At 37.7% G+C, this 13175-nt stretch carries 10 protein-coding genes and 1 pseudogene; all 11 read left to right on the forward strand.

Going from position 1 to position 13175, the window contains the following annotated elements:
* Positions 1-53: 53 nt before the first annotated feature.
* The 11 genes and pseudogenes from G576_RS0103320 to G576_RS0103370 all read left to right on the forward strand — a co-directional run bounded on the left by G576_RS0103320 (position 54) and on the right by G576_RS0103370 (position 12937).
* Positions 54-1229, forward strand: coding sequence for a DNA cytosine methyltransferase (locus G576_RS0103320; RefSeq protein ID WP_027973386.1), 1176 nt, complete (start codon positions 54-56; stop codon positions 1227-1229).
* 15 nt (positions 1230-1244) lie between these two features.
* Complete coding sequence (locus G576_RS0103325; RefSeq protein WP_027973387.1) at positions 1245-3344, forward strand: sensor histidine kinase; 2100 nt, start codon at positions 1245-1247, stop codon at positions 3342-3344.
* A gap of 2 nt (positions 3345-3346) precedes the next feature.
* Positions 3347-4204, forward strand: coding sequence for a type 1 periplasmic-binding domain-containing protein (locus tag G576_RS0103330; protein WP_027973388.1), 858 nt, complete (start codon positions 3347-3349; stop codon positions 4202-4204).
* Between the two features lie 111 nt (positions 4205-4315).
* Positions 4316-5533, forward strand: a complete 1218-nt coding sequence (locus tag G576_RS0103335; protein WP_027973389.1) for a DNA cytosine methyltransferase — start codon at positions 4316-4318, stop codon at positions 5531-5533.
* A 78-nt stretch (positions 5534-5611) separates the two neighbouring features.
* A complete protein-coding gene (locus tag G576_RS0103340) occupies positions 5612-7186 on the forward strand; it encodes a hypothetical protein (RefSeq protein WP_027973390.1) in 1575 nt (524 codons plus the stop codon).
* Between the two features lie 77 nt (positions 7187-7263).
* Positions 7264-8061 carry a hypothetical protein gene (locus G576_RS12190; protein ID WP_051177968.1) on the forward strand — a complete coding sequence of 266 codons (798 nt, stop codon included), beginning with the start codon at positions 7264-7266 and terminating at the stop codon, positions 8059-8061.
* Positions 8062-8460, forward strand: a complete 399-nt coding sequence (locus tag G576_RS0103350) for an HIRAN domain-containing protein (protein WP_027973391.1) — start codon at positions 8062-8064, stop codon at positions 8458-8460. It abuts the gene before it with no gap.
* 159 nt (positions 8461-8619) lie between these two features.
* Positions 8620-9641 (forward strand): annotated as a pseudogene (locus G576_RS12195) (IS30 family transposase).
* 137 nt (positions 9642-9778) lie between these two features.
* Complete coding sequence (gene lepB / locus G576_RS0103360) at positions 9779-10336, forward strand: signal peptidase I (protein ID WP_027973392.1); 558 nt, start codon at positions 9779-9781, stop codon at positions 10334-10336.
* 381 nt (positions 10337-10717) lie between these two features.
* Positions 10718-12529 carry a glutamine--fructose-6-phosphate transaminase (isomerizing) gene (gene glmS / locus G576_RS0103365; protein WP_027973393.1) on the forward strand — a complete coding sequence of 604 codons (1812 nt, stop codon included), beginning with the start codon at positions 10718-10720 and terminating at the stop codon, positions 12527-12529.
* Positions 12530-12607: 78 nt separating this feature from the next.
* Positions 12608-12937 (forward strand): zinc ribbon domain-containing protein YjdM, encoded by a 330-nt coding sequence (locus G576_RS0103370; RefSeq protein ID WP_027973394.1) that lies wholly within the window; start codon positions 12608-12610, stop codon positions 12935-12937.
* Positions 12938-13175: the final 238 nt, after the last annotated feature.

Consider the following 13175-nt stretch of genomic DNA (forward strand, 5'->3'; position numbering starts at 1 on the left):
AAGGCTGGGTTTTGTGGTATAATAGTAATGATACCATTTGCAAGAGGTAAGACATGAAATACATAGATTTATTTGCAGGAGCTGGTGGACTTTCCTTAGGGTTGCATAAGGCGGGTCTCACGGGAGTATTTGCTGTTGAGCGAAATAAAGATGCATTTGAAACCTTAAAATATAATTTGATTGACAAAAAATCCCATTTTGAATGGCCTGAATGGTTGGATCAAAAAAATTGGGATATTTTAGAATTATTGGAAAAACATTCTTTGGAATTGTCGAATTTAAAAGGGAATGTTGATTTAGTTGTGGGGGGGCCACCTTGTCAAGGATTCTCCATGGCAGGAAAACGTCAGAATAATGATGTGCGTAACCAACTAATGCACTCATATATAGAAATTGTTAGACTGGTTCAGCCTAAATTTTTATTCTTTGAAAATGTTCAGGGATTTACCGTTGATTTTAAAGGTGAAGACACTTTAAAGAATTACTCTAATATTTTGTTGGATGAATTAAAAAATCTGGGGTACAAGGTGGAATGTCAAATAATTACGATGTCTGAATTTGGTGTCCCACAAAACAGAAAAAGGTTTATTCTATTCGCTTCAAAGGATAAACTGAGAAAGCCGTTCTTTGATATATTAACATACAATAGAGATGGTTTTTTAAAGGACCGCAGACTAAAATTACCAATCACAGTCTCTCAGGCTATAGATGATTTAAAATACGAACATGGAGTTGTGGACAGTCAGGACACTAAAAACTTTAAAAACGGCACATATGGGAAAGTAAATTCTTCATACCAACGATTAATGAAAAAAAATATTGGCAAAAAATCTATACCTGATAGTCATCGTTTTGCGAAACATAGAGAAGAAACGGTAGAATTATTTGAGAGGTTGATGCAAGCTAGTGAAAAGGTTCTTCGAATCACTCCTCAAATGGATATGGTTGAAGGTTTAAAAAAACGAGGAGTGACTCCTCTGAAGGCAAAATCAGTTTGTAATACGATTACTTCGATTCCTGATGACTATATCCATTACGCTGAGCCTAGAATTATGACTGTGAGAGAGCATGCAAGGATTCAAAGTTTTCCAGATGAATATGAATTTAAGGGTCCATATACTACAGGTGGAGAACGTAGAAAAATAGATGTTCCAAGATATACGCAGGTTGCAAATGCTGTTCCACCTCTATTTGCGGAGCAGGTTGGTAATGTAATTTTGAGTTTATAACCTCAAGGAGATTTCATGGAAAAACTACATTTCAAAGTAAGTTCTGGATTGAAAGATATTATTGGTCGTGATCTGATTACAAATGAATTAGTGGCAATCTTCGAATTAGTAAAAAATGGCTATGATGCGGATGCAACCGAAATCAATCTAATTATAAATAGCTATGAAAATTCAATAATAATCCAAGATAATGGAAAAGGGATGAGTCGCTATGATATTGAAAACAAGTGGTTATTTGTAGCTCATTCTGAAAAAAAAGATAGCGATCGTGTTTATGCGGGTTCAAAGGGAATTGGACGATTTTCCTGTGATCGTCTAGGGAGTAAGTTAACCCTATTTACTAAAAAAGAAAATGAGATAAGCGAATTAATAATTGATTGGGGGGAGTTTGAAAAAAATTCTCTAGATGAGTTTGAAAAAATGGAAGTTAGTTTTCGTTCGGGTAGTGAGGTAAAGGAGAAAATTACAACAAAGAGTGGGACTATCTTAAAAATTACAGACTTGCGTGATGATTGGACAAAGGAGAGAGTTAATAAAGTAGTTTCTGCTTTACAACGTTTGGTTAACCCATTTGTAGATGATGGGAAAATAAAGATTAATGTAAAGTATCATTCTTCAAGTACAGGTATTGCAGAACTAGATGTAGATGTTAGCAATGACATTGCTACGATATTGGATAGAAAAACAATCTACACAGAATGTACTATTGAAGAAAGAGAAATTAGTATTTCTTTATTGGATAAAGAGAAAGTTATCTACTCTTTTAAATTTGAAAATTCAACTATATTAAAGAATGTTTACTTTAAAATATATTATTTGAGTACAGCTGCAAAACATAATTTTACACGAATTATGGGGACAGAACCTAAAAATTACGGTTCCATCTTCTTATATAAAAATAATTTTAGAATTTTTCCATACGGTGAAATTGATTACGATGCCTTTGGACTTAACTTGCGTAAAACGCAGGGGTATAATCGTTATTTAGGACATCGAGAATTGCTAGGTTGGATTAATATTACTGATTCGGAAAATCACTTTAACGAAGTAACTTCCCGTGATAGAGGATTTGTTACAAATGCTTATACAGTTGCTTTCGAAGAATTATATATGGAGTTTATTCAGCGACCGCTTGAGTCCTATGTTCAATTAGTTAAGTTTGGAAATAGTGAAATAGACGAAATAGGAATTGATGATCAGCATGCGGTTGAAAAGTTAACAAATAGATTTAAGAAATATAATTTTACAGTTGAGCCTCAATACTATGAATTGCCGAAGATAGCTCAACCATTAGAAAGAAAAATTCAGCTTCTTAATGATGAAAAATTAAGTTCGGCAGAAAAACAAGAAATCCGAAAAAGTGTAGAGCATTCAACTAAAGCATTAACTAGAGAAAATCGTGAGGTAAAAAAAGAGAAAAAGCAAGTTGAGAAAGAGAATGCTCGACTAAAGAATGAGGTAAAAATAAAAGAAAAGATTATTGAAGGAGCTAAACCTGCAAGGCAGGATATGCTATTTCATGAGCTTGGAAAAGTTAGTCGTGAGTTGAATGGAACGTTGCGTAAAATGATACGTTTAATGGATGAAAACGAGCAAGAAAAATTTTCAGAGCCTATATATAAAATAAGGAGAACCTCTGATAAATTATCATCAATTAAGAAACAGATACTCAGAATAAATTTTGAAACCTACAGTAAATTAGAAACCATAGAGATAAAATCTTATTTGCAAAGTTATATTGAGAATACATTCGAAGATGCATCCAAAGTAAAATTAGTCCTTGGAAGTGGGACTGTCAAACAAAAAATAAATATTTATGATTTTGGAACATTGATAGATAATCTATTAATAAATGCACAAGATAGGCGTGCTAAGAACATAGTATTTCATTTTGAAGAGGATAATACTGCGATGCATATAATTTCAGATACCGGACCGATTGAGATTAAACCTGTAAATGATATCTTTAAATTGGGGGTCACTTCTAAACGACGAGGAACAGGCTTAGGGATGTACATCTGTCAACAGATTTGTAGTGATTTTGGTTGGACAATATCTGTATCAGAAATTGAGAATGATTTTGTAGATTTTAAAATTGAATTTAGGAAGGAGTAGTTGTGAGACAGGATATTAATATTTTGTGGTTAGATGATGAACTTAGTTCGAGCGCTCACGAAGAGAGGAAAGAAATTGTAAGTGGAATTTTGGAAGATAAAGGGTATCGAGCGGTAGTTAAAGAATGTTCTTCTTTTGTTGAAGCGGAAAGAGAGTTGTCATCAGTAAAAAGATACGATTTCTTTATATCAGATTTTAACCTAGATAACAAGGAAACAGGTCTAACATATCTTGAAAAAATTCGTGAGGCAAATGGCTATAAGCAATTTGTGATACTCTATTCGAACAATGAGTACTCGACAATCAAAAAAGAAATAATTGAAGTGGTTAAGGAAAAAAATATTAATATTTTTTCTAACTTTACATTCTTTTCAGCAGGAGATAGTAATGAAGAGAATCATTTTCAGGAAGCTATTGATGTTATTCTTTGTAGGTGGGATGAACTGAATGCTATTCGGGGAAGATTTATGTTTGAAAATGCAAAGTTAGAGCATGCTCTTCGTGAGAAATTGTGCAATCATATTAAAGATTCCCAGTATATTAGAAACGTTGAAGAAAAGGAATACAGATGGCTTGTCAGAGAATTTTTCAGAAGAGTGCGCTTTATGGACCCTGCAAAACAAAAAATAAAAGATTCTTGGTTAGAGCTTGTCGATAAGAGAAATCTATTAGCACACTCTGAAGAAAAATTTGATTCGGAGCAAAATAGAGGCTATTATATCTATTCTAAAGATTCTCGTACAGGAGTTGAATTATTTATGTATGAAGATAGTTTAGACCTTGAACGGAAATATATCAGTGAAATTGTTCCAAAATTAGTTAGGTGTCTAGGCAATGAGTCTCTACAACTGCCTAAGTAGTAGGTAGTTGTAGATGCTTTTATAGTTAATCGTAAGTTACTTAGATTGCTGATTTTTGGATATTCCATGGTATACTAGTTTAGTAAATATTGTAAGAAAGCAGGTGCTTACATGACAAATTCTGTAAGTTCACGCCAGCAGGGGAAGTTTGCTATTGCAGCATTCTTTTCTGGTGTTGGTGGAATTGAGTTGGGCTTTGAGCAGACCAACGAGTTCAGAGTGGTGTATGCCAACGAGTTTGATAAGTATGCCAGACAGACTTATCAGTTGAATTACCCAGATACTTATCTGGACGGGCGTGATATTCACGCAGTATTGCCAGAGGAAATTCCTTCGGAAACAGTCGATGTGATTGTCGGAGGTTTTCCTTGTCAGGCCTTTAGTATTGCAGGTTATCGCAAGGGTTTTGAAGATGACCGCGGCGACCTTTTCTTTGAGTTGCTTCGTATGATTGAAGCCAAAAAGCCCAAGGCGATTTTTGTCGAGAATGTGAAAAACATGGTTTCTCATGACCACGGGAACACTTTCAAGGTTATCCGTGAAGCCTTGACGGAGAACAACTACTTTATCAAGTGGAAGGTCTTGAACGGCAAGGATTACGGCAATATCCCGCAAAATCGTGAGCGGATCTACATTGTTGGTTTTGATAACAAGGAAGCCTACGACCGATTTGAGTTTCCAGAGGAAATCAAGCTGACCACTGGTCTTCAAGATGTTATTGATTTTGGGGCAAAACTAGAGGAGAATTACTATTATCGTCAAGGGAAACAGCCCTTCTTTGACCAGTTGAAAGAGGCTGTTATCAGTCAAGAAACAGTCTATCAATGGAGACGCCAATACGTAAGAGAAAATAAAAATGGTGTCGTGCCAACTCTGACAGCTAATATGGGAACTGGAGGGCACAATGTCCCCCTCATCTTGACAGACACTGGAGAAATTCGTAAATTGACACCGAAAGAAACCTTTAACGTTCAAGGTTATCCAAAAAACTTTAAACTTCCAGAGAATGTTTCTAATGGTCAACTGTATAAGCAGGCAGGCAATAGTGTGGTGGTTCCTGTTATCAAGCGCATTGCGGAGAAGATTGTAGAAGCAATGGAAACAAAAGGACAGTCACAGTTAGATAGAGGCGGGAAGTACGCCATTATCTATACCAAAATGAACGGTCAATTTGAAGGTAAATCATACGTGAAAGATTTTGCTTCTAGTTATGAAGAAGCAGAAGCAAAGATTGGTTCTTACAATGACGGTTTGGGCATTTTATCTGACGAGGATTACCTGCGTCTAGTAAAAAAAGGCGGTCATTTAGAATTTTATAGTATCAATTAACGAATAGATAAATAAGAGGTTAGTGAAAAACTAATCTCTTTTTGATATACTATACTTAATTACAAGTGAGGGATAGATATGTGGGATAAACTAAAAGTCGAGCACAAAGAAAAGTATAAGACCTTAATTACCAACTTTGCTAGTCTGAGCGAGGCCTTCTCTCAAAAGGCTGAGACAGCCGACCAAAATGATACAAATTATGTTGCTCCAATTGTCAATTCTAAATTTCAAGAAACTGTTTTTCAAAAAGCCTTTCATGCGGTAGGTGAGGACATTGCCAATACTTCCTATGACGCTTCCGTTGTGGTTGATGACAAGCATAAATATTTAGTTGGTATCAAGTCTTTTGGGATTAATTCTGGTGACCAAAAAGTTGCCCAGTTCAAGAAAGATTCACAAAGTTGGACAGAACTTTTAAATGAAATCAGATTCTATGCAGAAATTTCCCCAGATAAAGAAAGTGCAGATGAAGCTAACAAGGAGCGCTATCAAGTACTAGCCCTAAAAATTGCCCAACTGCGCAACCAAAGGATTGAATCATCTAAAGCACAAATTAGAGGATTTAAGTCTGATGATATTTCAGTTGATTCTGTCTACCATGTTCTTATGCCGACTTCAAAAGGTCAGGCACCACAAATCTTTGTAGGAGAGACCTCCTATTTACCGATAGATATTGAGAATCTTGATGTTTTAGGAGCGACAAGTATTAATAATCCTACTAATTTCCGCTTTACAGATGGACGCCATACCTATAAATATACCGCTGCGGATAGTCAGTTACACATGACTTTTAATAATAAGGATATTGTGGTCGATACATGGGATGTGACCTACATTGAAGACCCTTTTACCATTTTTGAACAGTTGCATTTATTGACAGGTACCAGAGAAGAATCAGAAGTCCTTGAGACTGTTTCATGGGTTATCACAGATAACCATGGACAAGTAGAGGAGAGTTCAGGTTTTAATGCTTTTGATGGTGGTTCAAAATTAGCTAAAAAAGACAGGATTCAACGAATTGCTCGATTAATAGAAAAATATCAGAACTCTTTGGAACCTGAGGAACGTGCTTTTGTCACTCTTTGTTTGGAAGAGATTTTGCTCAAAAAATGGACAACTAAAGATGAAAAAGTTCAGATGAAACAACGCAGGGCAGAATTGCTTGATTTTGTTAAAGAATTAGGTGTAGGTGGTTTAGAAAAAGATATTGAAAAGTTAGTTTATCGTCCAGTTAGTGAAGTCTATATTCCTCTTCCTGATTCTAAAAATTTCCATGATGCACATCCACATTTCTTTGGTATTAATGCTGGTACTTTTGAAAAAGGGACTAAGAAACTAGCTCTTCCTAAAGAGAATCGGACTTTTGATCTGAAATTTCTATCATCAGGTGATGTCATCAAGGCTTATATCAATCAAGAATCAGGAAAAGCGATTCAATCAACAGAAAGGCAAGAGATTCTTGGAGAATGGATTTTACGTGGTGTATTCCAGTTAAAAGAGCGTGAGATTTTAACGGGTGAGAAATTAGAAGAACTCCAAATCAATGGGATTCGTTTGACCAAGTTTAAAAATGGTCAAATAGGGATTGAATTCATTTGGATAGATACAGATAATCCACCACAAGATGCCATTGGTTGGATTGCGAAACAGTAATTTTGTTTAAATTTCCACAGTCAATAGGCTGTGGTTTTTGCTATAATAATCTTAAGAAACACCCCAAGAGGTAACCTATGTCAGAAGCAATCATACGTTTGGCGAGTCAGGGGAGTCTCGAGGAGGAGTTGGCTGAGTTAAAAGTGCATCTAGCTGCCTTGCTGTCTGAGCGAGACGACCTATTGCTCCATGTTTGTAAGAATATTGAGATGGACTTCATGCTCAAAATTGGTCGTTTGGAGTATGAGGTTTTTCAGGCGCAGTGCGATTACCTGCGGGCAAAAAGGAAATGTGAATTGCTTCAGGCCTCGAAGAATCGTCAAGAGACGGTTTATTTATATGAGATTGAACGTCTTTTGGATGAGGAATTAAAAGAGTACATGGAGCGCTTGAAGGTGCAGTTTGAGGAGATTGCTAAAGCGATTGAGCGTAGTCAGTATACGGCTTTGACGGAGGACGAGACCAAGGAATTAAAGCATTACTACCGCCAGATTATCAAGTGGCTTCACCCAGATTTGCATCCCGATATTTCGGCTGAGGAATTGAAACTCTTTCATGCAGCCTTGGCAGCCTACGAGGCAGCTGATTTAGAGACTGTTCGGATGATTTATGATTTGCTAGTGGATAGAGGAAATGGTGAGACTCTCGGTAGCCATACGCTCTTGAAGAAGCGGATTGAGCAGTTGAAAGTACAGATCCAGCAATTAGAGGCGCAGATTGAAGACATCAAGTCTAACTATCCCTACATTTACAAAGATCTTTTGCAGGATGAGAAATGGGTAGCGGAGCGTCAGGAAATGCTGAAGAATGCCAAGGCAGATTTTGTCATAGTAAAAGAAACTTACGAAAAGAGAATCAAGGAGTTGTTACGCTAGATGGACTTACAGAAGTTAGACAAGGGAAATGATCTGGTCAGCCTTTTTCACCAAAAAGGTAGTGAAGTGGATTTTGCTCTGCCATTTGAACGGGATATCTTCCTCTTTGATACCTATGTCGCAGGTGTTATGCATATCAAGGATTTTGAAGCTATTGAGCCTGACTTGACGATTGGCGTAGAGTTAGTCTTTTTTAGAGAACCCAATAATCCCTATGATGCGGAAGCCATTATGATTCGAACCCAAGTGGGGCAGAAAATCGGCTATGTCCCTAAAAAAGATAACATCATCTTTGCCCGTCTCATGGATGCTGGAAAACTCCTCATCGGCAAAATCCAAGAGAAAACCCAAAAAGGCAAGTGGACTAAGATTAATATAGGAATTTACTTGAGAGATTGAATGTACGGCATAGCTAAAAAGCTGTGCTTTGAATTTAATGGATTTTAGTTAAGCAAGTATCATATTAAAAATCCCGCGTTGTAAAATGAAGTGCAACAAAAAAGACATGTTCGTTTGATATACTAGAATTCCCCAACTCAGTATAGAAAGCAGATGAACATGTCCACTAATCATTCTACCAAAAAATCGTTATATTCACACCTTTCAACCTCTGAACGCGGAGAAATCAGCGCCTATCTCAAGATGGGCACCCCCCCTATGAGATTGCTCGTCTGCTTGGGCGTCATCGCTCAACCATCAGTCGTGAAATCAAACGAGGAAGTGTTTCTCAGGTTCAAGATAAGAACGGGAAACGAATCTACTCAACGGTTTACTTTCCAGATAGTGGTCAACGTGTTTATGAAACCAATCGTCGAAAAAGTGCCTATCATAAACTATCGTACTGCTCCCGGACCTTCTTCAAGGAACTTGAGAAAGCCCTGAAAATGAAACCTCGTTGTCACAGTGTCGATAGCTTTGTTCAAACTTACCGAGAAAAACATCCACTGGAAGTTATCCCTTCCACCAAGACAGTGTATCGTTACATCAAAGACGGACTGTTGGGGGTTAAACCGATTGATTTACCTAAGATGGTGTGCATCCGAAAACGGTCTAAAGTAAGGCCTAAGGTTACGAAGAAAATCTTAGGAAAATCCATTGAAGAACGTCCAGAATCTATCAAAGACCGTTCTGAATTTGGGCATTGGGAGATTGATTTAGTTCTTGGCAAGAAAACCAAAGGTGAAGCTGTTATTTTGACTTTGGCAGAGCGCCAGACACGCTATGCACTGGGCGTTAAGCTAGAAGACAAACAGTCCCACACCATTAATAGTGCTGTAAGGCATCTCACCAGTCTGTATCCTATTGCATCCATCACAGCAGATAATGGTTCTGAGTTTAGTTCACTCTCAGATTTGGAAGCTGTTGATGTTTACTTTGCACATCCCTATTCTTCACATGAGAGAGGCACAAACGAGAACTTCAATGGCCTCCTCAGAGAATATGTTCCTAAAGGAGTCTCACTTAATTCACTAACCTCTGAAGAACTGGAAAAATATATCACTGCCATCAATGAGCGCCCAAGACGACTTCTTCAGTATCAATCCTCAAAATTTCTGTTTGGGCTAGCCCAAACATCTTAACCTCTGGAACTCTAGCTATCAATGAACTTGTTGCACTTAACTTGACAACGTGCGGAAGAAAATTTTTTAGAAACTCAGCTAATAAATTTTTCCGAAAAAATGGTATAATAGTTTCATAAAAAGGTAAGGAGGCGCGGATGGTTAAACGTGATTTAATAACGACAATTTTTCTGATTATAATTGCCTTCTTATTGGCAGTTGGTTTGCGTATTTTTGTTTTTGAGCCCCACACAGTGACTGAAAGTCAGTCAAATACTTACTTGAAGTCAAATGATTTTGTGGTTGCCACCAAGTTATCTAGTCCTGATTACAGAGATTTTGTGCTCTATGAAGTTGATGGAACCGAATATATGGGGCGAGTTGTGGCTAAAGAAGGAGATGTTCCCGTTTACATGGATGATATTTTCTACCTTAATAATCAGGTAGAAAGTCAGTCTTATTTGGATGGATTGCGCGGAGCTCATTCTGATTCGCAACCTGTGGACAATCCTTTTACAGCGGACTTCACCTTAGCTAGCTTGACCGGTACTAATATGGCTGTTATTCCAGAGAATCAGTTTTTGATTTTAAATGATAACCGTCAGAATACCCAAGATAGCAGAAGCTTTGGTCTTATCAAAAAATCACAACTTAGGGGCGTTGTGACCTTTAGATTGTTGCCACTAAACGATTTTGGTTTTGTAAAAGTGGAATAGTCACACCTCTATTCTCAGATTGGAGGATAAGTCACTTTTTAAACTTTTCTGAAATTATAGTTTTTTCATGTCATGGTTCGAGCTTAAGCTTGTCTATGTGGCTCATACTCCAAATCTTTCAAGAGACAGAAGCAATCGTGTTTCTGTCTCTTTTGTTGCAATGAAAAAAATAGTGATTGACTCCTGTCGCTAGATTATCTGGTTTTAGTTACGGTGTTATGAGGGCTTTTCTGAAAAAAACTTTTTATGGGCTGAACTCCTATTTCGTATTGAACTATACCAATTTTATATTTGACAAGGAAAATGTAAAAGATTATACTGGAATAGTCAATCTTTTAGAGAAATAATTGAACTATACCAATTTTAAGTGAGGAAAAATCTATGTGTGGAATTGTTGGGGTTGTTGGCAATAAAAATGCGACAGATATCCTAATGCAAGGACTTGAAAAATTAGAATATCGGGGCTATGATTCAGCAGGAATCTACGTAGCTGGTAATAGAGGTTCGCGTTTGATTAAGTCAGTTGGACGTATTGCAGACCTTCGTAGCAAATTAGGCATTGATGTTTCTGGAACAGCAGGTATTGGACATACACGCTGGGCAACACACGGAAAACCATCTGAAATTAATGCCCATCCACATCAATCACAAACAGGCCGTTTTACGCTTGTTCACAATGGTGTGATTGAAAATTTCGCAGAAATCAAAGCAGAATACCTGACTGGTCACGACCTAAAAGGTCAAACCGATACAGAGATTGTTGTGCATTTGATTGGGAAATTGGCTGAAGAGGGACTGTCAGTTCTTGAAGCTTTCCGTAAAGCGCTTGGCATTATCGAAGGGTCTTATGCCTTTGCTTTGATGGATGCTGAGGACTGTGATACCATTTATGTCGCTAAAAATAAATCTCCTCTTCTTATCGGGTTGGGTGATGGTTATAATATGGTTTGCTCAGATGCTATGGCTATGATTCGTGAGACCTCTGAGTACATGGAAATTCACGATAAAGAGTTAGTTGTTGTCAAAAAAGACAGCATTTTAGTGCAAGACTATGCTGGAAATCCACTTGAACGTGCTAGTTATATAGCGGAGCTTGACCTTTCGGATATCGGTAAGGGGACATATCCTTACTACATGTTAAAAGAAATTGATGAGCAACCAACGGTTATGCGCAAGCTGATTTCAGCATATACTGATGAAAAGGGTCAAATTGTTGTAGATGAGAATATCATTCGAGCAGTTCAAGAGGCTGATCGTCTTTATATCATTGCTGCTGGGACGTCTTACCACGCTGGTTTTGCTGCAAAAAGTTTCTTTGAAGAAATGACTGATAGGCCAGTAGAACTTGGAATTGCGTCTGAGTGGGGCTACAATCAACCTCTGCTCAGCTCTAAGCCACTCTTTATCTTTATCAGTCAATCGGGTGAGACAGCGGACAGTCGTCAGGTATTAGTAAAGGCTAATCAGATGGGGATACCAAGTTTGACGGTGACTAATGTCCCTGGATCCACTCTTTCACGTGAAGCGAGTCATACGATGCTTTTACACGCTGGCCCAGAGATTGCCGTAGCTTCAACCAAAGCTTACACAGCTCAAATTGCGACACTTGCTATTTTAGCTAAGGCTGTCGGAGAGGCTAATGGTAATAGCAAAGCGAAAGCTTTTGATTTGGTTCACGAGTTGTCTATCGTTGCCCAATCAATTGAAGCAACTCTCTCTGAGAAAGAGGTGATTGAATCAAAAGTAGCAGGTCTTCTAAAAGATACGCGTAACGCTTTTTACATTGGTCGTGGCAATGACTACTATGTGGCAATGGAAGCGTCGCTTAAGCTGAAAGAAATCTCTTATATCCAGTGTGAAGGATTCGCTGCAGGTGAGCTTAAACACGGTACTATCTCGCTAATTGAAGATGGTGTGCCAGTTCTTGCTCTTATCTCAAATAATGAAACTCTGGCAGCTCATACACGTGGCAATATCCAAGAAGTGGCAGCGCGTGGTGCAAGTGTCTTAACGATTGTTGATGAGGCTTTAGCCCGTGAAGAAGATGATATTAAGGTATCAACAGTCCACCCATATCTGTCATCTATTGCGATGGTTGTGCCGACTCAGTTGATTGCTTACTATGCGACACTTCAACGAGGACTTGATGTAGATAAACCACGTAATCTCGCTAAGTCTGTAACCGTTGAATAATTTTCAAAATAGAGGAGTCGCTTGTCTGCTCTGCCATTTTACAGTAAAATAGATGGAAGAATAAGGAAGGAAATACTAATGAATTTACCAAACTGCCCGAAATGTAACTCTGAATACGTCTATGAGGATGGCATCCTCCTAGTTTGTCCTGAATGTGCCTACGAGTGGGATCCAAACGAAGTTGTGGAAGAAGGGCTTGTCGTTCTTGATAGTAACGGAACTCGCCTTGCTGATGGCGATACGATCACCGTTATCAAGGATCTAAAAGTTAAAGGTGCCCCAAAAGATATCAAGCAAGGAACCCGTGTGAAAGGGATTCGTTTGGTTGAGGGAGACCATAATATTGATTGTAAAATTGATGGTTTTGGTGCTATGAAACTAAAATCTGAATTTGTAAAAAAAGTATAAGTTTTCGTTTTAAATTGATAAAAGTAGATTTGTTATCTGAATCTATTCAGTCAGTGCCGAAAAGTTTGGAGAAACTTGGATAAAGCCAAGTTTTTTCATTTTTTCCCACCAAATTTGTTTCAAAAATTCAGAAAATTTGTTATAATCATACACATACTGCTCTTATATACGGTACATAAAAGCCGTTGAATATAGAGTGAATAAGCCCTCCATCTGGAGGTTTGTATTTACCATAGAA

Source organism: Streptococcus porci DSM 23759, from assembly GCF_000423765.1.
GTDB classification, from domain to species: domain Bacteria; phylum Bacillota; class Bacilli; order Lactobacillales; family Streptococcaceae; genus Streptococcus; species Streptococcus porci.